Origin of the sequence: Chryseobacterium lacus, assembly GCF_003336205.1 — a bacterium.
In the GTDB taxonomy this organism is placed as follows: Bacteria; Bacteroidota; Bacteroidia; order Flavobacteriales; family Weeksellaceae; genus Chryseobacterium_A; species Chryseobacterium_A lacus.
On record NZ_QPIE01000006.1, the window covers coordinates 133385 to 157861 of the forward strand.

Below are 24477 nucleotides of genomic sequence, written 5' to 3' on the forward strand. Positions count from 1 at the left end.
AATATAGGAAAAATAATTTTTAACATAAAAACGAGTGCAAAATTATGGATTAACATATTTATTAGGCATAAAATTGTATTATGTTTAATAATTAAACAAACGTTTAATATAAAATGATTTTAACTTTTTTATTAATCCCCTCCCCAATATATTAAATCGAAATGCTGTTGAACGACTTGTCAACACCACTTAAGGACTAACCATTTTATGTAAAAGAATTTTTTCTGATTAAACCACCCATAAGTATACAATCGAAAATCGATTAAGGAATATGCAAAGACAAAAAAAATATTCGCCATAAAATTTTAATAAAGTGCGTATTTTAGCGGATTTAAAAAGATTTCATGACCCAGATCACCTATATTCAAAATGTGTTGCCCATTTCTGAAAAGAATATACAGGCGACCCTACAGCTGCTTGAGGAAGATAACACGGTGCCTTTTATTGCGCGCTACCGGAAAGATGTTACTGGAAACATGGACGAAATTCAGATAGAACAGATCGCCAAGCTGAATCAGCAATTCGCAGAAATAATAAAACGAAAAGAAAGCATCTTAAAATCCATTGCCGAGCAGGATGCAATCACGCCTGGACTGACCGAAAAAATTGAAGCAAGTTTTATCCTGCAGGAATTGGAAGATCTGTATCTGCCTTTTAAGAAAGGAAGAAAAACCCGCGCTGACGCTGCCCGGGAAAAAGGACTGGAGCCGCTTGCCAAAATCATCATGAGCCAGAAAACGCAGGAGCTCTCCACATTGGTTCCACGGTATATTAACGATAAGGTGACTACTGAAGAAGAAACACTTCAGGGTGCAAGAGATATTATCGCCGAATGGATTAATGAAAATTTATATGTACGAAAAGGCCTGAGAAGGCTATTTAACCAAACTGCCAACATCAGCTCAAAAGTGGTTAAAGCAAAAAAGGAAGATGAAGCTGCCCGGAAATTCTCCCAGTATTTTGATTGGGAAGAAAACCTGAGCCGCATTCCTTCTCACCGGTTGCTGGCCATGCTTCGAGCTGAAAGCGAGGGGTATGTTAAAACCAATATTAACATTGACAAAGAAGAAGCCATCAATTTTATTGAAAAGTCGGTAATTAAATCTCAAAATGAATGTTCTCACCAGATTGCACTAGCCATAAAAGACAGTTACAAAAGGCTTCTGGAACCTGCAATAGCCAATGAAACGCTTCAGGAAGCCAAAACAAAAGCCGACGAAAAAGCCATCTCTATTTTTTCTGAAAACCTTCGGCAACTCCTGTTGGCACCACCTTTGGGCGAAAAACGTATTCTCGCCATCGATCCCGGTTACCGCAGCGGCTGTAAAGTGGTTTGTCTGGATGAAAATGGAAATTTGCTGCACAATGAAACTATTTATCCGCATGCACCTCAGCACGAAACCGGCATGGCGATGAAAAAAATCCGTTCGATGGTGAGCGCTTATAAAATTCAGGCGATTTCCATTGGTAACGGTACCGCAAGCCGCGAGACTGAATTTTTTATCAGGAAAATTGCTTTTGATACGCCGCCTCAGGTTTTTGTGGTTTCCGAGGCCGGAGCTTCTGTGTATTCCGCAAGCAAAACAGCGCGGGAAGAATTTCCGGAATATGACGTAACCGTTCGTGGCGCTATTTCTATAGGTCGCCGTCTTGCCGATCCGTTGGCAGAACTCGTGAAAATAGATCCGAAATCCATCGGTGTCGGACAATATCAACACGATGTGGATCAAACATTATTGAAAAACGAACTGGATTCCACCGTGATGAAATGTGTAAATTTAGTCGGAATTAATCTCAATACTGCGAGCAAATCTTTGCTTAGTTACGTTTCAGGCATTGGAGAAAAAATGGCCGAGAACATTGTGAATTACCGTATAGAAAACGGTGCATTCGAAAACCGACAGGACTTGAAAAAAGTTCCGCGTTTAGGTGAAAAAGCCTTTCAGCAAGCAGCTGCTTTTGTGAGAATTATTCAGGGGAACAATCCACTCGACAATTCGGCGGTACACCCGGAAGCGTATCCTGTAGCCCGGAAAATCGCCAAAGATCTCGGACTCCATATCACCGATCTCATCGGGAACAAGGAAGCGATCAGCAAAATTCAGCCGGAAAAATATGTTACCGAGACCATCGGAATACTCACCATTCGCGACCTTCTGAAAGAACTTGAAAAGCCAGGATTAGATCCGCGAAAAACAGCGAAGATTTTTGAATTTGACCCATCGGTAAAAAGCCTGAAAGACCTGAAACCCGGAATGGTTCTTCCCGGAATTGTAAACAACATCACTGCATTCGGCTGTTTTGTGGATATCGGCATCAAAGAAAGCGGACTTGTTCATGTTTCGCAGCTCAAAAAAGGATTTGTTTCCGATGTGAATGAAGTGGTGAAACTGCACCAACATGTACAAGTTCGTGTAGTAGAAATAGATGAAGCCCGAAAAAGAATTCAGCTGAGCATGGTGCTGGATTGAGTCGCAAAAAGGCACGCCTGATGCGATTTATGATTTAATTCCATCCTAATTTATTTCATTTTTTAACTCTGATTAATCTCAAAAAAGTAAAAAAATTCCCAAACTTCGAAAAGTCCGGGAATTTATATGTAATAAGACAGGATTTAGAACTTGATGATTTCTTTCATTCTTTCCATTTCTTCATTCACCAAATCATCGTCTACCAGGATTTTCCCGCTGTGCTCGTCGATAATAATCTTTTTCCGCTGTGCGATTTCCATCTGCTTCTGGGGTGGCACCATGAAGAATGAACCTTTAGGCGCACCTCTTTCCAGGCCTACTACTGCCAACCCGTTTGCTGAGTTGTCGCGGATTCTCTGATAAGATTTTAATAATCTTTCATCAATTTTAGATGCAAATTCCTTGGATTTTTCCAGCAGATATTCTTCTTCTTTCTGAGTTTCTGCAACCAGTCCTTCCAGCTCTTCTTTTTTGAAAACAAGATGCTGCTTCAGCTCTTCAATCTTAGCAACAAGCTCATTGTACATTTCGGTTTTATGTTCAATTTTAGCACTATATTCCTTGATTCTTTTTTCTGAAAGCTGAATTTCAAGATCCTGATATTCAATTTCTTTTCCTAACGCTTCGAATTCCTTATTGTTTCTGACGTTATCCTGCTGGCCTTTATATTTTTCAATCAGGGATTTTGCATGATTAATGACTTCATTTTTAGTATTGATTTCATTATTCTGCTCTTTGATTTCTGCATCAAATTTTTCCGCTCTCTTTTCCAATCCTTCAATTTCGATCTCCAGATCCTCCACTTCTATCGGCAGTTCGCCACGAGTATTCCGGATCTCATCCAGCCTGGAATCGATAATCTGAAGGTCATAAAGTGCTCTCAGTTTTTCCTCCACTGAGATTTCAATTGTTTTCTTAGCCATATTTTATAAAAAATAATTTACAGGATTCGTATTTTCCTGAGATTTAGAGATTGCAAATTTAGGGAATTTTTCCGACAATAACTCAAATAATTGTTGAGTAACAAACTGTTCCGATTCAAAATGCCCGATATCACAGATCATCATTTTGCCTTCTGACTGGAAAAAATCGTGGTATTTCACATCGCCCGTCAGGTAAGCATCACATTTGTTGGCTCTTGCAGCTTTTATTCCGCCAGCACCGCTTCCTCCAAGCACTCCCACCCTTTGAATGCTGCCTTTTCCCGATTCTGAATGCCGGATTACTTTCAGGCCAAAACGCTCTTTCACCATTTGCAGAAATTCTTTTTCCGACATCGGTCTTTCAAGGTCGCCATAACATCCTAAACCCATATAAGAATGTTCATTTTCCAGAGTAAACACCTGATATGCCACTTCCTCGTAAGGATGCGCCTCCATCATCGCGCGCAGAACTGCAGGTTTTTTAAAATCTTCGAAAATAAAATAGAGCATTTGTTCGTCTGTATTTTCCCGGACGAATTCTTTTCCTTCAAAAGGATCGGAACCGGGAAGTGGCCGAAAAGTACCGCTTCCGGGAACGGAGAAACTGCACTCGTCATAAAATCCGATATTTCCAGCTCCTGCTTTGAAAACCGCTTGCCGAACCTGTTCCGAATATTCCGGCGGAACATACACCGCGAGTTGCTTGAGTATATTTTTCTTCGGCATTAATATTTTTCTGTTTTGAAGGCCAAGTTCTTCGGCAATGCGATAATTCACTCCAAAATAATCATTATCCCAAACTGTATGAATGGCATACAAAGCGATTCTATTTTCAATAGCTTTCATTACCGCCCGTTCCACATAATTGTTGCCGGTAATGGATTTGAGGCCGGAAAAAATAATAGGATGAAAAGCGACAAGAAGATTCAGGCCTTTCTCAATGGCTTCGTCCACGACGGATTCCAACGCATCATGACAAACCAAAATTCCGGTAATATCACGTTCGGGATTGCCACACAACAGTCCCACATTGTCAAAATCTTCCGCCTGTCCGCGCGGAAGACGTTCTTCTATCACAGAAATAATATGGCTGAGTTTCATTTTTAAATTTTGAGCAAATTACTAATTTTTTGATTAATTTAGCCGTCTTATGTAAGCTGATGGCGAGAAGAGAACACAATCTTATTCCCGAAAATTCGCCCTGGAAACGGAAACTTTTCAGGATCATTTATTTTGCAGATACTCCCGCAGGAAGAATCTTCGACCTTTCACTTTTGGTGCTGATTATATTGAGTACCGTGCTGGTCATGATGGAAAGCATGCCAAGGGTTGATCTTCGCTATCATTTCTTTTTAGTATATATTGAATGGATCATCACCATTCTTTTCACGATCGAGTATTTCATCCGGATTATCATTGTTAAAAACAAAAAGGATTATATTTTCAGTTTTATGGGCATTATTGATTTCATGTCCATTCTTCCTTTTTTCATCAGCCTTTTCTTCCCGTTCACGAAATTCCTGAGTATCATCCGGCTACTGAGAATTCTGAGGGTTTTCCGCATTCTGAACCTGATGGATTATATGAATGACGGGCATTATATTGTTCAGGCTTTGCGCAACAGTTCCCGGAAAATTTATATTTTCCTGTTGTTTATTATGATTCTGGTAACCATTTTGGGGTCAGTGATGTACGTTGTGGAAGGCGGAGAAAATGGTTTTGTTGATATTCCTACCTGTATTTATTGGGCGGTAGTTACTATTACCACAGTAGGATATGGAGATATTTCTCCGGTAACGGGGTTGGGAAAATTTATTTCAATGATTCTCATGCTTTGCGGTTACAGCATTATCGCTGTTCCGACAGGAATTGTTACCTCGCAAATGAAACGCGGCATGACGAAAACAAGGGTTTGCAAACGCTGCGGAAACAGTGAAAATGACGACGATGCCCGCTTCTGCAAAACCTGCGGTGAAACCATCAATCTTATTCCCTAACCATCTTTATCAGCATAAAAAAACCGCATTGCTTATACAATACGGCATAATGCGTTTCTCAGCATTTGTGTTTTCATGACTTGTTTTTCTTAGGTTCCTAATTCATTGATTTACAAATGAAAAGGTTATTAGTTTTCACTTGTAAAAGTAGAACAACTTTTTGGGATAAAAAACAGGAAAAATCCTCTTTTTTAATTGAAAAAAATTCATTATATGCGACCTGAAGTTAAAAGTTGACTTTCACATTCAGCTTTTCTGTTGAATCAACTTTATTATATCATTCAATAACCGTCTTATCCTCTTGACTTCATCGGAATCCAGTTAACAAAAAAGCTGCAATATATTGCAGCCCGTTAATTTAAAATTCAACTTCATTCTCCGGATGGATGTGCTTGTAATCTGCCACCATTTGTTCTTCGTAATTGATTTTATCATGTTTTGAAAACCGGTTTTCCAGCCTTACCACGATATAATACACTACAGGAACAATAATTAGCGTCAGAAATAATGAAGACAGCAATCCACCAATAATCACGATGGCAAGACCGTTGTTCATTTCAGCGGCAGCTCCGCTCGCCAAGGCAATCGGCAACATCCCGAAAACCATCGCAATGGTGGTCATCAGAATCGGGCGGAGTCTTGCTTTATTGGCCTGAACCAAAGCTCTTTCTACCGGTTCTCCGTGATCCATCCTGTGATTGGCAAAATCAACAAGAAGGATAGCATTCTTGGCAACAAGCCCGATCAACATAATGATTCCTAAAATAGTAAAAATATTCAAACTCTGATTGGTCAACGCCAATGCCCATAATGCGCCAATAAACGACAACGGAATGGAAAAGAGTACGATAAAGGGTTTTACAAAATCATTGTAAAGGACTACCATAATCATATATACCAACATAATCGCTGCCATCAAAGCTACTCCCAGCGTTCCGAATCCTTCGCTCTGGTTTTCCATATTTCCTCCCCAAATCCAATTGACACCGGCAGGCTTTTTCACATTCTGCATTTTGGCTTCCCATTCCGAGGCGATGGCTCCGGTAGTTTTACCGACAACCTGCGCCTGTACCGTAACGGAAGGCGACCGGTCGTATCTTTCCAAAAGAGCAGGACCGGATCCGAAACTGATGTCGGCAAACTGTGACAACTGTACTTTCTGTCCGTCGGCATTAATGAAAGCAATATTTCTTACATCATTAATACTCGTACGGTTGGCTTCATCCAGAATAATATTTATATCATATTCCGTGCTGCCAGTCCGGAATTTATTGTCGGTATTTCCACTGAAGGCGGTTCTCAGGGTTTGCCCTACTGTTGCAACATTCAGTCCCAAAGATGTCATTTTATCGCGGTCTACACTTACAGAAATTTCGGGATTTCCTTCTTCCACACTCAGTTTAATTTCGGAAGCACCGTCGATCGTTCTCAATTGTTTCTCAGCTTCCTGAGCGTAAGCCATGGCGTCTTCCAATGTTGAACCCGTTACGGTCATTTGCAGAGGCGCCATTTCAGCTCCCATAAATCCTACAGGAACGGTAGTCACCTTAGCACCGACCAACTCTTTTTCCAACTCACGTTTCAATCGGGCTGCATACACTTTGGTATCGTCTTTTCTCTCGCTTTTATCTACGAGTTCGATGTTGATTTCAGATTTATAATTGGTAGACTGCATTGCGCCCATACCACCACTCACCTGTCCTACCGACGTAATCATGCTGACCACTTCGGGTTTCTGAGACAGAAATTTTTCTGCTCTTTGCGTCATGAAATTGGTTTCTTCCAATGACGTATCTTTTGGCATTTCAATTTGTACGAGGAATTCTCCTTTGTCCGTTCCCGGGAAAAAATCGGTACCGATATAGCCGAAAACCAACAGCGTAATAGAACTCACAAATAACAATAAGGTGATTCCGAAAGTTTTCAGTTTATGATGAAGACTCCATTTCAGAATATTTTCGATTTTATGGGTAAACCAGTTAAGTCCTTCTTCAAATTTTTCGATAATTTTTCCGAAAAGAGATTTATTGCTGATGAGTTCCAGTTTCCCGTATCTTGAAAACAGCCACGGTACCACGGTAAACGATATTAAAAGTGAAAGCAAGGTGGCGATGACGACCGTGACACAAAACTGTTTAATAATATTCGATACCAAACCAGTACTCAACGCAATAGGAAGGAATACCACGACAATTACTAGCGTGATGGCCGTCACGGTAAACCCAATTTCTTTGGAACCGTCATACGCAGCGCGTACTTTATTTTTACCCATTTCCATGTGACGGTGGATGTTCTCAATAACTACAATAGCATCATCCACCAGAATTCCTACCACAAGTGAAAGTCCCAATAAACTCATCAGGTTCAGGCTATAATCCAAAAGATAGAGTCCGATAAATGTCGCAATAAGAGAGGTTGGAATCGCCACCATTACGATAAGTGCATTTCTGAAACTATGCAGGAAAAAAAGCATCACAAAAGCTACCAAACCGATAGCAATCAAAAGGTCTTTAATAACGGAGTTGGCTGCTTCCAGGGTAAATACGGACGTATCGCTCGCCAAATCCACTTTGATATTTTGGGCTTTATATTGGTTTTCTATATCTGCAATTTTTGCCTGTACCAGTTCGCTCACTTCCACAGCATTCGCTTCTGTCTGCTTCTGAACCTGGAGCATGATGGTATTCTGTTGATCAATTCGGGCGATTTTATCTGCCTGTTTCTGCGTATCCTGAACTTCAGCAATATCCGAAAGCCTGATGTTCTGTCCGTTTTTAGAAGAAATGGTCAGGTTTCTCAACTCATCTACAGAATTAATTTTACCTGCGAGACGAATGAGGGTACTGTTTTCTCTGGTTTTAAGATTTCCTGTAGGGAAGTCAAGATTGGAAAGAGAAATCACCTGTTGCACCTGAGGAATGGTAAGTCCATATCCTTCCAGTTTTTCTTGATTTAAGTTGACTCGAATTTCGCGCTCCTGTCCGCCAATAATATTCACCTGGGCAACACCGGGAATTCTGGAAAGTTCCGGCTGAATTCTCTGGTCAATGAGGTCATACAGTTCGTTTTCGGTAAGGTTGGCTGTAAGTCCCATGCTCATAATAGGCATATCAGAAAGGGAAAACTGTGACAGCGAGGGTTCATCTATATCTTCGGGCAGATCTGAACGGATGGCGTTAATTTTCCTTTGGGCCTCATTAAGTGCATAATCTACATCGGCATCTGCCCGGAATTCAATAATGACGACGGACAAACTTTCGTAAGATTTTGACTGGATTTTTTTAACGCCTTCCAATGAAGAAACCGCATCTTCCATTTTCCGGGAAACGGTATTTTCTACTTCCGCAGGTGAAGCTCCGGGATACACCGTGGCGACGGTTACTACTTTTACTTCAAATTTAGGAATCAATTCATAACTCAGCTGCGTGTAGCTGAATAAGCCTCCGATGATGAGCAATGCGAGCATTACAATCACCAGACTGGGCCTTTTTATCGATACTTCTGCTAATTTCATTCTTTTTTCTTTTACCTTTTATTATTGAAGTACCTTCACTTTTGTTTTGTCGGTCAGGTTGATCTGTCCGCTGATGACGACCTGATCACCTTCTTTCAGTCCACCAACAACTTCCACTTTGTCTCCGAAATTGGTTCCGGTCTGTATTTTGGTGAGATAAGCGGTATTGTCTTTTACAACAAACACCTGATTATCACTCACACTCCCTACGAAAGCATCTCTCGGAATGGTTAGCGTTCTGTGCGAACCTTTTCTGGTGAAAAGCGCAGTACCGTACATTCCTGCTTTCAGTTTGTTAAAGTTATTTTGAACCGTAATTTCAACAGGGAATTTTAAAGCTCCTGAAGCAGACGGTGCGATGAAAGTAATTCTTCCATCTAAGGTTCCTTCAACAACATCCGGCTTTACTTTTACCAGATCTCCGAGAGCCAGTTGACCAATCAGAGCCTGATCTACATCTACTTTTAATTTTACTGAAGAAATATCCACGATTTCAACGATGGGCATTCCCGGGCTCAAAACAGTTCCCACTTCTACGAATTTCTGATTGACAATACCGCTTACTTTTGAAACGACATTGGTATCGCCGGAAGTGAGTTGTGCAGATTGCATTTGCGCTCTTGCATTTTTCACCTGCAGCCTTGCCTGATCCAACTGAAGTGCTGTAACTCCTCCGGTTTTATACGCTTGTTCATATCGGTTCAGCGTCATTTGAGCATTGTCCAAATTAGCCTGTGCACTTCCTACATTCACATTCACTTTATCTCCGGAAAGTCTTCCAATACTTTGTCCTGCCCTTACATAACTTCCTTCCTTCACATAAAGAGCGATGAGCTGACCTCCCATTTCAGCAGAAATTTGCGCCTGAAGTTTCGGCAGAAAAGTTCCGTTTACCGAAAATTCCCCGCTGATATCTTCAGCAACTACGGTGGCTGCACGAACGGCTACATCAATATTTTTTTCCGCTACAATGGCTACTTTTTCTTCGTTGCTTTTTTTATTATTTTGAAGGATTAGGAAAAAGGCGGCGCCAATTCCTAAAACTGCCAGGATGGTAATGATGGTGTTCTTTTTCATTTTTTTAATTGTTTTCGTTTAATGTTCTGAGTTTTCCCTGAGATTTCAGCAGATTGATTTCTGCCAACTTATAATCCAGTTTGGCTTTGGTAAGATTGTTTTTTGCTTCGGTAAGGTCACGTTCAGCATCCAGAATGTCGTTCAATGTTGCCAATCCGTGCTGATAATTGCTTCGGGTATTGGCCAATACCTGTTCTGCGAGATCTACATTCCCTTCCTGCGTGGTAATCATGGTCATGTTATTGTCCAGTTGCACGAGGGCATTTTTGTGGGATAAATCCAATCCGAGATAGGTTTCGCGAAGATCAGCTTCTGCTTTTTCAATTTCAATCTGATTGAGTTCCACTCTGGATTTTGTGGCAAAACCATTAAAAATAGGAATTCTAATATTCAAACCGATGGAAGCTAAATCCGACCAGAAAACGCCATTCTCTCTACCATTCCACCAGGGCATATTTTCTCCCTGTCCCAGAAAACCATAATTAGCGGAAAGCGCTGCTGTAGGATAATATTCCGCAATCGTCGCTTTTTTCTGCCATTGTAAAAGTTCCAGCTGTTTGTCCATGAGTTTTATTTCCGTCCGGTCATCAAAATTCACTGTACGGTCTGGAAGTACGGCAGGATCAAAAGTCTGTTCCGGCAATTCTATTTCCTGATTCATAGGCATTCCGATCATAAACTTTAATGTATTTTCAGCCAAATCGAGTGTATTTTCCAATTGATGCACGCCGGAATTCACATTATTCCGAGCCACAACAGTACGGTCCAGATCTATTTTCCGAGCCAAACCCGCATCATATAGACCTTCGATAATTTTGATTGTCTGGGTGGTGATGGCGAGATTGTTTTTCGCATTGTCCAACATTTGCTCTGCCTGATACACCTGAAAATAAGCATTTGCTACTTTTTCAATAATCTGTTCTTCGGTGAGCGCAGCATTCAGAATATAAAATTCCTTGGTAGAACGTGCAGCTTTCAGCCCTGTAAATACCGACTGATTGAAAAGCACCTGTGTAAGTTGCACCATATTGCTGGAAGTCCATTTCTGGCCGAAAGCTACTTTTACCTGCTGACCCGGTGCACCAAACATTTCGCCTGGAAGTACGGTTTCCTGCAACAGCGGATTGTAGGAAGTATTGCTGTTGAAACTGAGATTAGGAAGAGCATTTGATCGAACTTCGGCGATCTGAGCGTCACCTTTGCGGATGTCGAGCCTCGCTTTTTCTGCTTCAGCCTTGTGTTCTAACGCATGAGAAATCGCTTCAGAAAGAGTAAGCCTCTGCACCTGCTGCGCAGATACCAGCGCACCCCAGAAGATGAAACCAAAGATTAATTTTTTCATTTATTTAATTTGTTATACTGTTTTATATATTTTTTTCCTTCTTCTGTTGTAATGGCATTCATATAGAATAAGACCACTTCTTCATGAAACTGATTCCGGTCGAAGATCTCATTATCGATAAAAGGAGAATTGTCATATGACATGATGAGTGAGAAGAATAACTGTGCATACGCCGTTTCATTGAAATCTGTACGATAGTAACCTTGTTCTCTTCCTTTTTTTATATTGCGGAGGAGTACGTCTGTAAACCGGTCAGAAAATTCACTGATGTGTTTGTTAAAAATAGCCGGATAATACCGCACCAACTGTCGGATAAATAAAGATTTATTGGACTTTACTGCTTCTTCAATTTGCTGATCACGACAGAACATCCTTTCCACCGCATTTTCTACGGTATCATCCAGCATATTGAGTTGTTCGATGACATCATTCAGTTTAAAAGCCAACACATCCTCCAACAATGCTTCCTTATTTTTATAATGCTGGTAAAGCGTTTTTTTGGACATACCAAACTCTTTTGCAATATCATCCATTGTGAGGGTTTTAGCTCCATTTTCAATAAAAAGCATCACTACTTTTTCTAAAAAATTCTTGTCCATGTATCAAAATTTATGGCTGCAAATATACGAAAGGAAACTTATAAACCAATAAAGTTTCCTAGTTTTTTTCTATATATTTTTATAATGGAAAATCGGAAGAGAAAAAAGCAAAGCCCAACTTTAGGTCACATAGGTTACAAATCCTCTGTTGAAGTTTAATTAAATTTGCAGTGCCAATGAACTAAAACACATCATCAGACAAATCTTTAAATATCATTCTTCAATTCAATTTCAATTTTAACATGGATAAAATAAAAAAATGGCTAAGGAACAATTGGGGAACAGCGATTATGTTTCTCTTTTTCCTTTTGCTGCTCGTAAGCCCCAATTTCAAAACGTGGGTGATGCGACAAATTATTTCCACCGGCATTATGAACGCCAAAGTAGAGAAGAAAGAAGTGATTTCAAGCTCAAAAACCCCAGCAGAAAATTTCATGGTGATGGACAATTCCGGAAATACCATCAATACTTCTGACCTGAAAGGTAAAGTGGTATTTATGAACTTCTGGGCATCCTGGTGTCCGCCTTGTCGGGCAGAATTCCCTTCTATCCAGAAGTTCTATGAACGTTACAAAGATAATCCTGGCGTGATATTTCTCACGGTGAATCTTGATGAAGACCCTGGTTTGGGCGAAGCGTATCTTAAAAAAGAACAGTTTACGGTTCCGTTTTTAGTTCCGGCCGGCAATATTCCGTCAGCTTATTTCAGCGGATCTTTGCCTACAACCGTCGTACTTGACAAGAATGGTGGAATTCGTTTGCAACACGCCGGAATGGCAGACTACAGCAAAGCTTCATTCTATAAAGAAATCGATGCGCTATTAGATGAATAAATACAAAACTTTATTTTGAACATTTAACTCCAAATCGCTATGAAGAAATCAATAATCTAGAAATAAACTACAGTTTACATTGTCAATGAACTGCGGGGAATTTTCAGCATCGCTATGGATTGAAAATGAGTTGAGAATAATCCGGTAGCGTTAATTTAATTCTGATTTGATGCTTCTTCTTCGGCTTCTTCCATGAGTTTCAGATACGTGTGGTATCTCGACTCCTGAATTTCGCCGGTCTCCAATTGAGCCATGACGGCACATTGAGGCTCATTGATATGTAGGCAATTGTAAAACCTACACTGTTCGCGAGCTTTGAATATTTCCGGGAAGAAATGCTGAACTTCTTCTTTTTCGATATCAATCATGGCAAATTCTCGAACTCCCGGTGTATCGATCACGCTTCCTCCAAAATTCCAGAAGTGCATTTGTGCGAAAGTGGTGGTATGTTTTCCTTTCAGATGGGTTTCTGAAATCTCCGAAGTTTTAAGATTCAGTTCCGGTTGAAAAGCATTCACCAAAGTGGATTTTCCTGCTCCAGAATGTCCGAAGAAAACTGATACCTTATCTTTCACTGCGTCCTGAAGCAGTTCCAAATTCTGTTGGGAATAGGCAGAAACCTGCAGCGTTTTATATCCAATATTTTCATAAATTTCCTGTATTTCCTCAATAACCGCTATCTCTTCAGAAACCAGTAAATCCATTTTGCTGAAAAGAATGAGCGTTTCAATATTATAGGCTTCACAACAAGCTAGGAAACGATCCAGAAAACCAAGCGACGTTTCTGGATGTTTCAGCGTAAAAATAAAACAGGCAACATCAATATTAGAAGCGATAATGTGTGCTTCTTTGGAAAGATTAACGGATTTTCTGATCAAATAATTCTTTCGGGGTTCAATCTTAGTAATCCATGCGATATCATCCTGTTCAAGTTGAAAACTCACGCGGTCGCCCACGGCAAGCGGATTGGTAAGCCTTGTTTTCAGAAGCTTGAACTTTCCGCGGATGCGCGCTTCGAAGACCATTTTCGTTTCCTGCTCCAGAACCTGATACCAGCTTCCTGTCGATTTAATAACCAGTCCGTGCAATGTGCCCATGAGTTCCATTATTTTTTATCATTCATAATTTTATTCTGAATTTCCACCGACTGTTCATGAATGGATTTGAAAAGTTTTTCGATAAACTCTTTCGACATTTGCGTTTCTTCAGCTTTTCTCGCGGCATATTCGGTGATAACTTTCCAGCGATCCGGTTGAAAAACCGCCGCATTATGTGCTTTCTTCAGACTGCCAATGTGCTCGGACACCTTCATCCTTTGGGAAAGCAGTTCAATCAGCTGAAAATCAATATCCGAAATCAGGGTTCTGAACCGATCCATATCTTCATCAAAAGCTGAAATTTCTGTATCTCTCACTTTCAGCTTTTCGATCATTCCGGCCAATACTTCGGGCGTCACTTGTTGTTTCGCATCACTCCAAGCCGCATCAGGATTGCAGTGCGTCTCTACCATTACGCCCTGATAGCCAATATTTAACGCTTCCTGCGCTACTGAAAACAATCCGGTTCGGTTTCCACAAATGTGCGAAGGATCCACGAGCATCGGAATTTCAGGAAACTGGTTTTTAAAATCGAGGGCAATCTGCCAGTTCGGAACATTCCGATATTTTGTTTTCTGATAGGTAGAAAAACCACGGTGAATAACGCCCAGATTTCTAATTCCCGCACCCGACAATCTTTCCAGCGCACCAATCCACAAGGCAAGATCCGGATTAACGGGGTTTTTCACCAGAACAATTTTATCAGTTCCTTTCAGGGCATCGGCAATTTCCTGTACTGCGAAAGGATTTACGGTTGTCCGGGCACCAATCCAGAGTATATCAATATCTGCATCCAATACCGCTTTCACGTGGTGCGCATTCGCCACTTCGGTAGCGGTTTGAAATCCGAATTCCTCTTTTACTTTCTGCAGCCATTTCAGTCCGATAATGCCGACTCCTTCAAAACCGTTGGGCTTCGTTCGGGGTTTCCAGATTCCGGCACGAAATACCGGTATTTCAACTCCCGTTTCTTTCATTCGTCCGGCGGTTTCCAGCATCTGAAGTTCACTTTCAGCACTACACGGTCCGGCAATAATCATGGGTGTGGGATAGGTTTTGAACCATTCGTTTTTTAACTCGGCAAGCTCCATTTATTTCGCTTAATTAAGATCAAATTTAAACAAATCATCCAGATCCGTCAGCAGAGGATTGATCTGAACATATTTTTCAAAAAGCGTGCGTTTAGTCATCACTTCTTTTTTAAGATTGACACTGTCCATAACATATTCAATACCAAAACGGTAATTATTGACTTTATGCCTGAAGTGGGTGAAGAAATCGTGGCTTACCTTGTCAAATTCAGATTTGGCGGTATCGGAAGGATAGGCAATCCGGACAATTGTTTCATCCACTTTTCTCAACCGGAATCCGGAAATGGCATTGTAAATCACCACATCTTTCTGTTGAATTTCCTGAAGAAAAACAGCCCATGCTGTCTGTAAATCCGTTTCCGTAAAATGTTGATTCGGGAGCTGTTCTTCATCCTGAGGAAGCTGAACTTCTTCGGCGACTTTGGTAGTTTCCTGAAGCTTTTGCTGAATGCTGTACCGGGAAGGTTTTATCTCTTTATTTTTCGCCAAAGGCTGCTCCGACTTCTTTATCACCACTTCTGGTAGCGGTATTTTCTCCTCTTTCTTAGGCGGAATCAGGGTTTCTGCGGCTGCTTTAAGAAGCGGTGCGAGAATCAGGAACTTTTTTTTTTATCTCCGTTACCGATGGCAGTGAGACTAGCCAACTGCATGAGGGCAATTTCGACAGTAAGTCTTGGGTTTTTAGAATTTTTATAGTTGATGTCCGCATGATTGCAAATTTCAATAGCATCGATCAGTTGCTGAGGAACCCACTTTTTGCTTTGCTCACCAAAACGCAACCGGGTTTTCTCCCCTACTTCTATCAGGTTGAGGGTAGCAGGATTCTGCGCCATCATCAAATCCCGGAAATGGCTTCCCATTCCGGCGATGAAAATATGCGGATCGAATCCTTTTTTTACAATTTCATTGAAAGCTGAAAGAATTTCAGGAATTTTATTTTCATGAGCAAGATCGGCAATGTTGAGATACTGATCATAATCCAGCACATTCAGCACTTCTGCTGCTTTCTGAAGGGTAATATTTTTTTGGGTAAAAGTCGCCAGCCTGTCAAAAAGTGAAAGGGCATCCCGAAGGGCACCATCCGCTTTCTGAGCAATGAGATACAGCGCATCGTCTTCATACTGCACCTTTTCCCGTTCCGCGATTTTCTTCAGATGCTCCTGAATATCTTCGATGGTGATTCTTTTAAAATCATAAATCTGACACCGGGAAAGGATGGTAGGAATTATTTTATGCTTCTCTGTTGTGGCCAGAATAAAAATTGCATGTGCAGGAGGTTCTTCCAAGGTTTTCAAAAAAGCATTAAAAGCAGCTTGACTCAGCATGTGTACCTCATCAATAATATACACCTTAAATCTCCCTACCTGCGGTGCAAAGCGTACCTGATCTGTAAGATCGCGAATATGTTCAACACCGTTATTGGATGCCGCATCCAGCTCATAAATATTGTAGGCAAAACCGTCCTCAGAAGTTGAGCCGTCTTTTTCATTAATTTTGCGTGCGAGAATTCTGGCACAGGTCGTTTTTCCGACTCCTCTTGGTCCGCAAAACAATAATGCCTGCGCCAACTGGTTTTCTTCAATAGCATGTTCCAGTGTATCCGTAATATGCTGCTGCCCTACAACAGTTTCGAACTCCTGCGGGCGGTATTTTCGGGCTGAAACGATGAAGTTTTCCATTTGTCAAAAATAAGGGAAATTTTGTGGAAATCAAAACGGGATTCTTCCATTCAACGGAATGAATAATCTGTCGTTTCCAATTATTTTTTGTTTTTAGCGGCTCTTTTGGCATTAATGAATTCCCATACCATCGGCAGAAGAGAAATCCCGATGATTCCGAAAATAACGGTTTCAAAATTCTCTTTTACGATGGGAATGTTTCCGAAGAAATAACCCAGCAGCGTAAGACTGAATACCCAGATTAACGCTCCGATCACGTTGTAACGGATAAAAACCGAATAATTCATCGAACCAATTCCGGCTACGAATGGGGCAAACGTTCTTACAATAGGGACAAAACGTGCTATAATAATGGTTTTCGGGCCGTTTTTCTCGTAGAAATCTTGAGTTTGTTCAATGTATTTTCTATTGACCAAAGGTTTTTCGCGAAACTTCAGGTTCAGGATTTTCAAACCGACATTTTTCCCCAAATAATAATTGAGTGTATCCCCGAGAATGGCGGCAACCGACAATAAAAACAGGACGAGCCAGAGATTGAGACTGGCCGATTCGCCATCTGCACTGATCACTCCCGCGCAAAAGGCTCCCGCAGCAAAAAGCAGGGAATCTCCGGGAAGAAAAGGCATGATCACCAGACCGGTTTCCACAAAGACAATGAGGAATAAAATAAGATAAATCCACACGCCGTAATCCAGAATCATGGTGTGCAGATGTTGATCCAGGTTAAGAAAAAAGTCGAGAACGGTTTGAATAAATTCCATAAAAGTCCGGTTGGTTAAAAAAAATAATGCGCAAAAATACAGATTAAAAATTGGAAATATGAGGATAAATTTGAGATTGTCTTCATTGTTTTGGGTGTGTTTTCTTTAAGATAAATTAAAATTAGTTTATTTTTGAAAGGGAAAACAATTAATAATTTTAAAAAAGAAAAGGAGAAGTGATACCAATAATCGCTTCTCCTTTTGTAGGCCCATGAGGAATCGAACCTCAACCTAAAGAACCGGAATCTTTAATTCTATCCATTAAACTATGGGCCCGTCTTGCGGTGGCAAAAATAGGGAATTAAAATAAATTTCCACCTCTAATATGAGATGGAAAATTATTTTTTTGTTATTCGCTGATGGTTACTCTTGTTCCCATCGTGTGTGCATTCATTTGCGGTGCGTAGTAATTTTGCAACGTTGTGATTCCGTTGCTGAAGGTTCCAGAAGCGTTGCAGATGTAATCGTATTCGAAAACGTATCTTCCTTTCGGCATGTATTCGATATAAAAATTGGTGGAAGCATCCTTGGTGGACTGATAATACCCCAAACCGTTATTCCACTGGTATCCGGATATCACGTTCAGCGGCTCAAAACCTGCGGCGCGCATATCTTTCAAATGAATGAATTCCATATTTCTGTCGGTATTCAAAATCATTCTCACCGTCACTTTATCGCCCACTTTCAAAGGGGAATTTGGTGTTATTTTGATTAATTCCTCACCGTTTTCTGTTTTTACTTTTTTATACAGTTCTTTGGTGATGGAAATGTAAGATTCGGAAGATTTTATTTTATCCAGATCTTCATAATACTGCCAGAATACACCACCCTGAACTATTCCCGGCCCGGGTTTGGTGACTGTAACCGTGGCTAAGGAAGGATCAATTCTATTTTCCTTTATACTTTTCTTCACATATCCCGTTGCCTGAGCATCCGCACTCGCTAATGGCTTTCCACCCCAAACAATGGTGGTTTTATCCGATTCCGCCGTAGTCCAGGATTTCCCGGAATTGAGAATCGTAAAAATCACTTCTGCCGTGCTGCGCGAACTTCCCCAAGAGTTGACTTCCTTTTGAGTAATGAGCCATATTTTCATTTCTTCAATAAAATTCTCATCATTGGGCCGGAGTTTTTGAAACGTTTCCAGTGCACCCGCATGATTGACAGTTTTGGAAGCATACCAACCCCAATCGTTCAGGTTTTGTTTCCAATAAACACCTTGCGTTTCAGTTTGCGTAGAAGTTTCCTTCAAATACGTCAGTAATTTATTGGAAAGGTTCGTGAGTTGATAATCATGGAATAATTTAGCTGCACGATGAAGCCCGAAGAAAGTGAAATCTTTTATTTCGGCTTTCGGTGCTTTCTGAATCACGAGGTTTTTCAAAGTTGCTCCTTTATTTTTCAGCGGATATTGATTTTCCCAATAATGGCGCGTATCCAGATAATCCAGAACGAAATTGTTCCATACATTTTCGCGTTTTACATCCCAATATTTATTCACCTCATTGTCTACATAAGTAATCAGTTTTGAAATCAGTTCTTTCTGATCAGCACTCTGATATTCAGTCACATTTCCTTTCAGCCAATCATTGATTCGTCCTAGATTTTTCAAAATATACAATGAAGTATAGTAGGAACTCGGATAGCCGGAATGCCATGAAAACCCGCCATCAGGATTCTGGAGGTTCTTCAATTCTGCCCAATCATTTTGAATGGAATTTCGCATGCTATTTGCATCAAAAAGACGCGCCAGTTTTTCCATCTGTTCCGTTTCATTTTTACTTTCCAAAACCCAAGGCGTTTCTTCCAACAGCAATTGTTTCAGCTCCTGATTTTTCTCCAGATTAGAAGTTAATAACCCTTTATTCTGATATTCCTCAAACACTGTTTTCAGTTTCGGATTCGCCTTAAAGATTTCTGAAGCCAGAACATCGGCAAACCACTTATTGAACACCACATCTGCAGAATTATTCGCATCGCTTTTGAGTGCGGGCAGTGCAAACATAATTTCCCAAATCGGATTGGTGGTCAGTTCCAGTGTATTGGCGACGTTGGTAGCAGTTTTGGAAGTATTTTTAGCCAGATTTTCCAATATAAAAGTTTTGGTCTGGCCTTCTTTCACAAAAACCGGAACCGCGTCGATGACCAGCATTCTGTTGGGCAGAACAGCAATTGCTTTCTGTTCGCCATCGCTGTAATTACCGGCTTTCGCAACAATTTTCAGAATAATTGAAGACACATCGTTCGGTACTTTTAATTTCCAACTTAGCACAGAATTTCCACTTTCTTCTAATTTAAATTCACGCGAATTATTACGAATAAGCCCAAATTTTTCAGAAATATCTTCATTGGTGAACGCATCGAGTATTTGCAGCTGCGCTGTTCCGGAAAGTTTTTCATTAATCAAACTCGACAGTTTCGACTGCAGATTCAGTTCATCACCTTCGCGCAGGAATCTGGGATAATTCGGTGTTACAGAAAATTCTTTCTGGGTGATGACTTCTTTTTCCAAAGTGGCTGCACGGGCATCTTTGGTGTGGGCAAGAAACATCATTTTCCATTTCGTTAAAGCTTCCGGCGAGGTAAACTCAAAGGTGACATTTCCGTCTTTATCCGTTAAAAGATTCGGATAGAAAAAAGCGGTTTCGTTCAGATTTTGGCGAACCTGGATTTTTTCTAATGCTTCTTCTTCTGGCAAAATATCCATCAAAGCAGCAGATACTTCCATAGCTCCAGTAACACTTTCTTTCCGCTGTACACCATAACTGACAATGACTACTTCTTCTAAATTTTTAGTCTGTGAACTTGTGGCGGCAGAATCTGACATAGCAGATTCATAATAAACCCGATTAACCATTCTTACACCATAAATCCCACCATCAAACCAATTGAATTCAGGGACACTCACGTAATTCGATTGCAGATAAGGAACTCTTTTTGAGAAATATTCCTGAGCCAATGCGGTACGGACATTATATCCAACAAAGCGGTACGGCCTGTTCCAAAGAGTTTGCCAGGAGTACTGATTTTTCGCGAACTGATCCAGGGACATGTCATACATATTCGCCAAAACCTCCGCATTGATTTTTTCGTTATCGTTTCCGAGGATTTTCACCGTCCATTTCTCTTTGGAATTCGGCTGCAGTTTATCCCGGAATGTGACGGTTTCGATGCGCAAATCTTTTTTCTCATTTTTAATTTTCAGATCTACGCTTTTAGTCTGCACCTCATTGAAGGCCACCATCTGAAACTGAAGATTCAGATTCGTAATACTTTCATCATTTGGAACTGGAATTTCATAGACCAGAACGCCGTTTTTCAATCGGTGCTGCTCGGTTTTGGTTTCGCCGTTGCCGGTTTGGAAAAACACAGTTACCCCCGCATCTGGAACTGCCGAATACACATAAATACGGGCTTTAGTTCCGCGTTTTACTTCTTCTTTCGGCGCGATGACTTCAAGGAAGGGTTTCTGAAAATCTTTTAAAAATCTTTTGTCCCACACCTGAAAATGCTGAACCGATTTGATGGTATCTTTTCCTTCAATGTTGAATAATTCAAGCTGATACGTTCCGGCATCAAGTTTCCCCAAATCAAGTTTTTCAACTACCCCGTCTTCTCGTGCCTCGAAGCCACCCCTTCTGGAAGAAGTGGAATTTTCCAGCCGATTTACTATTATTTTCTCTACTTTCCAGTTAGCTATTTCGTCATTTTTATCAAAACGGTCGTGCGGAAATTTCTGAATAAATTCGGCTTTGGAAAGCTGAGGAAGATCCTGAATCTTAGATTTAAAATTATCTCTAAAAATACGGCCAGGTTCCTGAAGTTTTGACAGTTTTACATGATACGGCTTGTTCAGATTCTGTTCATTGTAGTTTTTGGTTTCCACTTTTACCTTCGCATTATCATCGGTGAAAATATTTCCGAGATTTTCCGCCTGAATGTAATGAGAGACAGAAGCCACTTTCACGTTTTCCGTCGCACTCTGTGTTTCTCCGTTGATGTCCGTAATACTGGCTTCAATTTCATAATTATCAATCTGAATTCCATCCAAAGTTTCGTCTTTTTTCAGCTCAATCCTGATGGCAAATTCTCCTTTTTCGTCGGTTTGCACTGAACCTAAAATTGAATTTTCATTGTCATTTCCCTGCGGATACCACCAGAAATATCTCCAGCGAATATTGCGTTTTTTGATTTCATAATTCACCACAGCATTGCTCAGCGGAACTCCCGAAAACATCATCGCTTTTCCTTTCAATTCGATGGTTTCGCCGTATTTGTATTCGTCTTTTATGGGCTCGAAAGTCACTTCAAATTTCGGCCGTTTGTATTCTTCCACACTGAAGTTCTTGTGTCCACTGATATTGACCGCTGCTACAGTTCCTTTTATTTCGATATGAAAATTTCCATTCAGTTTGCCTTTGGGAAGCACAAAATTTCCGTTTACAGACCCAAAATCATTGGTAGTTAAGGTTTGTTTTGAAATTTCTTCACCATTGGCATCTTTTAAAATAACGTTCAAAAGTACTTTTTCGGCCACTTTTTCTTTCATTTCTTTTCCATTGAAAGCAGTAGCAATCGCTTTAAAATAAACGGTTTGTCCGGGACGATAAATCGCCCTGTCGAGAAAAATCTGAGCCGTCGCACGATCTTTTATATCATTCGCCGATCCGTTTCTGTTGCCGGAATGATTCACCAACTGATAATTGTTGCCGGAAGATTTCAGCAAATAACGCCGGTAATAATTTTTATTTACAGATTTTGGAAACACAAATTTTCCTTGCGAATCGGTTTTTACTGAAGCCTTTACTAATGCTTTTCCCTGAACATGTTCATAAAAATCAATATTGGCGTTGGGAATTTCCGCACCATTTTCACGCTTCACCAGTTTTTCAATGTCATCGTTTATATTGAAATCATTTTTCTGAAAATCTATGATTCTGTTTTCGGATGCGATGAAATAAAAACTGTCCTGAATTTTGTCCTCTACCACGTATTCTACCAGATAAATTCCGGAAGGAAGCGGTTTGATTTCGTAGGAAGTTTTGTAACTGCGATAGTCTTTTTTGTTCTGAAGTTCAAAATTTTCTTTTCGTACCAACGTTTTTCTCACCGACTCAAATTTATGCCTGTAAGAATCATAAACGTAATTCATGAATCCTTGCACATCTTCGGTTTGATATATATTCAGTGAAAACCGGTCTACATTTTTATGTTCTGCGACGATATGAATGGGTTTCTGGCTTTGGGTTTCTTTTTCGTAATGAAATATCAATGAAGGATTAACAATACTATTTTCACGATTGATAACATTGTTTAGAAATTTAGATTTGGGGTAGGTTTTCTTCACTGTTTCTATGAGTGAAAGTGCTTCGTTGTGTTTGTTTTTCTGAATGAGTTCTTCCGCAATATCATCGGCAATCATTATTTTATAATCACCTTCCTCAGAAGATCTGAACAGGTTTTGCAGTTGATCCAAACGATTTTTGCAATTGGTAAATTCGCAATGATAATTGATTTTCTGATGCTGAAAATACAGTTGAGAATTCCCGGAATTATGGGCAATGAGTTCATCAAAAAGAGTAATGATTTTCTCATGATTCACCTGAAGCTCATTGGGCGTGAAGAGTTGCTGGTTGCGCAGAAACTGTATTTGCTGACTGGAACTCCAATCGAACAGCGTAGGAAAATACTCCAGATTTTCAGTATTTTGAAAAATCTCTTTGTATTTCTGCATTTTAATTTGTTTCAGAGCTGCTTTTTCCTGGTTCAGTTCAGCATAATTTTTTGAAAGAAAGTTTTTAAAATCCAGTTTACTCCAGGATTCTATTTGTGAGAAATCCTGATTGTTAAGATTGGCGCGTTGGTTAATCTGCCAGGAATTGTTGTTGTAATATTTATCGAAAAATTCTCCCAAAAGAACTTTATACAATAGTTTTTCATTAATCTTTAATTCCTTTTCTATGGTCTGAAGTTTCGCAAAAAATCGCGAAGCCGAATCATTCTGAGTGTCGTCTTCCGTTTGATTTACAATACTGAATTCTGCTTTCAGCGAGCGAATAAGCTGTACCGTATTTTTATCTTTCAACGCCTGATTCTGGATTTCCTGGATTAGTGGCAGATTGCTCTTGTACAAACCACGTTCGTAGTTTTTCTCAATTTTTTTCCACTGAGTTTCGTAGTAGTTTTGTGCGCTCATGGTGATAGAAATTCCTATAAGAAGGAACATAAAAAGGATTTTTTTCATATATCTGTTTTTACTCAGCCAAATTTCGAATCATTACTTTTGTCTGTCCGTTGGATACCTAAATCAGGATACCGTTAAAATGCAGCTCCTAAATTTACTAAAAAAATACATTGTAAACAGCCAGATTTTTGTTGCTTTTTGCGGCACTTCACTGGCTGTATTTTTCATGCTGGAACAAAATCTTGTTCGGTTTCCTACGATATTTCTCATTTTCATCACGTATTGGAGCGGATACCTTTACACGAAATATCAATATTCCCGCAACTTCAAAAAGATTTTACTTTTCAATATCTTTTGCGGAATCATTTCAGCCCTATTAATTTTCCTGAATCACAACGAAATCCGGCTTCTGAAATGGCTTACCATCGTGATACTCGGTTTGCTGTACAATTCTGCATTTTTGGAAAAATTTATCCGCAAAATTCCTTTACTGAAGGTTTTTTATGTTGGTTTCACTTGGGCTTTAATCAATTCCTGGCTCATTTTACCGGAATTTAATTTCGTGATTTTCTTCATTTCGTGGCTGTTTGTCACCGCTCTTATTTTACCTTTTGATATCAGGGATATGCACGATGACAAGATCATTACTTTCCCGAAAATCATCGGCATTCAGAACACCAAATATCTTGCCTATTTTTTAATATTCGCAGCTGCGACAACAGCGATATTCTATCTGAAAACATCATTTGCTGTAGCTTTTTTTCTTACACAACTGGTCAGTTTTTCTCTTATTTATTTTTCCAAAAACACGAATGACGATCTTTATTTTTCCTTTTGGGTAGAACTATGCAGCGCACTTCCTTTGTTTTTCCTCGCTTTAGCTTGGCTTATAAATTGATAATAAAATCG

Annotated in this window: 16 protein-coding genes and 1 tRNA gene; 4 read left to right on the forward strand and 13 right to left on the reverse strand. The window is 40.1% G+C overall.

The window, feature by feature from the left end; all coding sequences use genetic code 11:
* The first annotated feature begins 344 nt into the window (after window positions 1-344).
* Entirely contained in the window at window positions 345-2471 is a 2127-nt protein-coding gene (locus tag DQ356_RS09090; protein ID WP_114304170.1) for a Tex family protein, read from the forward strand.
* A gap of 143 nt (window positions 2472-2614) precedes the next feature.
* On the opposite strand, the gene DQ356_RS09095 is transcribed toward DQ356_RS09090, so the two are convergent.
* Together DQ356_RS09095 and DQ356_RS09100 are read right to left on the reverse strand one after the other, a co-directional pair.
* Complete coding sequence (locus DQ356_RS09095) at window positions 2615-3394, reverse strand: zinc ribbon domain-containing protein (protein WP_114304171.1); 780 nt, start codon at window positions 3392-3394, stop codon at window positions 2615-2617.
* A gap of 3 nt (window positions 3395-3397) precedes the next feature.
* Window positions 3398-4495 (reverse strand): Nif3-like dinuclear metal center hexameric protein, encoded by a 1098-nt coding sequence (locus DQ356_RS09100; protein WP_114304172.1) that lies wholly within the window; start codon window positions 4493-4495, stop codon window positions 3398-3400.
* A 59-nt stretch (window positions 4496-4554) separates the two neighbouring features.
* On the opposite strand from DQ356_RS09100, the gene DQ356_RS09105 reads away from it, so the two are divergent.
* The gene (locus DQ356_RS09105) at window positions 4555-5391 is read left to right on the forward strand and encodes an ion transporter (RefSeq protein WP_114304173.1); all 837 of its coding nucleotides are present in this window, start codon (window positions 4555-4557) and stop codon (window positions 5389-5391) included.
* Between the two features lie 358 nt (window positions 5392-5749).
* Here DQ356_RS09105 and DQ356_RS09110 read toward each other — a convergent pair whose 3' ends face one another.
* From DQ356_RS09110 to DQ356_RS09125, 4 genes are read right to left on the reverse strand one after another with little or no spacing between them, the layout of a single operon-like run.
* A complete protein-coding gene (locus tag DQ356_RS09110; protein ID WP_114304174.1) occupies window positions 5750-8905 on the reverse strand; it encodes an efflux RND transporter permease subunit in 3156 nt (1051 codons plus the stop codon).
* A gap of 21 nt (window positions 8906-8926) precedes the next feature.
* On the reverse strand, window positions 8927-9982 hold the full coding sequence (locus DQ356_RS09115; RefSeq protein WP_114304175.1) for an efflux RND transporter periplasmic adaptor subunit: 1056 nt from the start codon (window positions 9980-9982) through the stop codon (window positions 8927-8929).
* Window positions 9983-9986: 4 nt separating this feature from the next.
* Window positions 9987-11324, reverse strand: a complete 1338-nt coding sequence (locus DQ356_RS09120) for a TolC family protein (RefSeq protein WP_114304176.1) — start codon at window positions 11322-11324, stop codon at window positions 9987-9989.
* Window positions 11321-11923 (reverse strand): TetR/AcrR family transcriptional regulator, encoded by a 603-nt coding sequence (locus DQ356_RS09125; protein ID WP_114304177.1) that lies wholly within the window; start codon window positions 11921-11923, stop codon window positions 11321-11323. Before DQ356_RS09125 ends, DQ356_RS09120 begins: the two co-directional genes overlap by 4 nt.
* Before the next feature lie 242 nt (window positions 11924-12165).
* On the opposite strand from DQ356_RS09125, the gene DQ356_RS09130 reads away from it, so the two are divergent.
* Window positions 12166-12756: a TlpA family protein disulfide reductase gene (locus tag DQ356_RS09130; RefSeq protein ID WP_114304178.1), complete on the forward strand. Its 591-nt coding sequence runs from the start codon at window positions 12166-12168 to the stop codon at window positions 12754-12756.
* A gap of 155 nt (window positions 12757-12911) precedes the next feature.
* Here the strand turns inward: DQ356_RS09130 and rsgA are convergent, their stop codons facing one another.
* The 7 genes from rsgA to DQ356_RS09165 form a co-directional block, all read right to left on the reverse strand.
* Window positions 12912-13853, reverse strand: a complete 942-nt coding sequence (gene rsgA / locus DQ356_RS09135; protein ID WP_394337255.1) for a ribosome small subunit-dependent GTPase A — start codon at window positions 13851-13853, stop codon at window positions 12912-12914.
* Window positions 13854-13861: 8 nt separating this feature from the next.
* Window positions 13862-14944 carry a chorismate mutase gene (locus DQ356_RS09140; protein WP_114304179.1) on the reverse strand — a complete coding sequence of 361 codons (1083 nt, stop codon included), beginning with the start codon at window positions 14942-14944 and terminating at the stop codon, window positions 13862-13864.
* 9 nt (window positions 14945-14953) lie between these two features.
* Window positions 14954-15457: a hypothetical protein gene (locus DQ356_RS09145; protein ID WP_228420704.1), complete on the reverse strand. Its 504-nt coding sequence runs from the start codon at window positions 15455-15457 to the stop codon at window positions 14954-14956.
* An 80-nt stretch (window positions 15458-15537) separates the two neighbouring features.
* The gene (gene dnaX / locus DQ356_RS09150) at window positions 15538-16623 is read right to left on the reverse strand and encodes a DNA polymerase III subunit gamma/tau (RefSeq protein ID WP_114304181.1); all 1086 of its coding nucleotides are present in this window, start codon (window positions 16621-16623) and stop codon (window positions 15538-15540) included.
* A gap of 80 nt (window positions 16624-16703) precedes the next feature.
* The gene (locus DQ356_RS09155) at window positions 16704-17384 is read right to left on the reverse strand and encodes a DedA family protein (RefSeq protein ID WP_114304182.1); all 681 of its coding nucleotides are present in this window, start codon (window positions 17382-17384) and stop codon (window positions 16704-16706) included.
* A 204-nt stretch (window positions 17385-17588) separates the two neighbouring features.
* Window positions 17589-17660 (reverse strand) — tRNA-Arg (locus tag DQ356_RS09160).
* 73 nt (window positions 17661-17733) lie between these two features.
* The gene (locus DQ356_RS09165; RefSeq protein ID WP_114304183.1) at window positions 17734-23628 is read right to left on the reverse strand and encodes an alpha-2-macroglobulin family protein; all 5895 of its coding nucleotides are present in this window, start codon (window positions 23626-23628) and stop codon (window positions 17734-17736) included.
* A gap of 79 nt (window positions 23629-23707) precedes the next feature.
* Here DQ356_RS09165 and DQ356_RS09170 point away from each other — a divergent pair, with 79 nt between their 5' ends.
* Window positions 23708-24466, forward strand: coding sequence for a UbiA prenyltransferase family protein (locus tag DQ356_RS09170; RefSeq protein ID WP_114304184.1), 759 nt, complete (start codon window positions 23708-23710; stop codon window positions 24464-24466).
* Window positions 24467-24477 lie beyond the last annotated feature (11 nt).

What these genes read in the sequence shown, in the direction of transcription:
- DQ356_RS09090 (WP_114304170.1), top strand. Translation starts at nt 345, where the DNA reads ATGACCCAGATCACCTATATTCAAAATGTGTTGCCCATTTCTGAAAAG.
- DQ356_RS09095 (WP_114304171.1), bottom strand. Translation starts at nt 3,394, where the DNA reads ATGGCTAAGAAAACAATTGAAATCTCAGTGGAGGAAAAACTGAGAGCA.
- DQ356_RS09100 (WP_114304172.1), bottom strand. Translation starts at nt 4,495, where the DNA reads ATGAAACTCAGCCATATTATTTCTGTGATAGAAGAACGTCTTCCGCGC.
- DQ356_RS09105 (WP_114304173.1), top strand. Translation starts at nt 4,555, where the DNA reads ATGGCGAGAAGAGAACACAATCTTATTCCCGAAAATTCGCCCTGGAAA.
- DQ356_RS09110 (WP_114304174.1), bottom strand. Translation starts at nt 8,905, where the DNA reads ATGAAATTAGCAGAAGTATCGATAAAAAGGCCCAGTCTGGTGATTGTA.
- DQ356_RS09115 (WP_114304175.1), bottom strand. Translation starts at nt 9,982, where the DNA reads ATGAAAAAGAACACCATCATTACCATCCTGGCAGTTTTAGGAATTGGC.
- DQ356_RS09120 (WP_114304176.1), bottom strand. Translation starts at nt 11,324, where the DNA reads ATGAAAAAATTAATCTTTGGTTTCATCTTCTGGGGTGCGCTGGTATCT.
- DQ356_RS09125 (WP_114304177.1), bottom strand. Translation starts at nt 11,923, where the DNA reads ATGGACAAGAATTTTTTAGAAAAAGTAGTGATGCTTTTTATTGAAAAT.
- DQ356_RS09130 (WP_114304178.1), top strand. Translation starts at nt 12,166, where the DNA reads ATGGATAAAATAAAAAAATGGCTAAGGAACAATTGGGGAACAGCGATT.
- rsgA (WP_394337255.1), bottom strand. Translation starts at nt 13,853, where the DNA reads ATGGGCACATTGCACGGACTGGTTATTAAATCGACAGGAAGCTGGTAT.
- DQ356_RS09140 (WP_114304179.1), bottom strand. Translation starts at nt 14,944, where the DNA reads ATGGAGCTTGCCGAGTTAAAAAACGAATGGTTCAAAACCTATCCCACA.
- dnaX (WP_114304181.1), bottom strand. Translation starts at nt 16,623, where the DNA reads ATGGAAAACTTCATCGTTTCAGCCCGAAAATACCGCCCGCAGGAGTTC.
- DQ356_RS09155 (WP_114304182.1), bottom strand. Translation starts at nt 17,384, where the DNA reads ATGGAATTTATTCAAACCGTTCTCGACTTTTTTCTTAACCTGGATCAA.
- DQ356_RS09165 (WP_114304183.1), bottom strand. Translation starts at nt 23,628, where the DNA reads ATGAAAAAAATCCTTTTTATGTTCCTTCTTATAGGAATTTCTATCACC.
- DQ356_RS09170 (WP_114304184.1), top strand. Translation starts at nt 23,708, where the DNA reads ATGCAGCTCCTAAATTTACTAAAAAAATACATTGTAAACAGCCAGATT.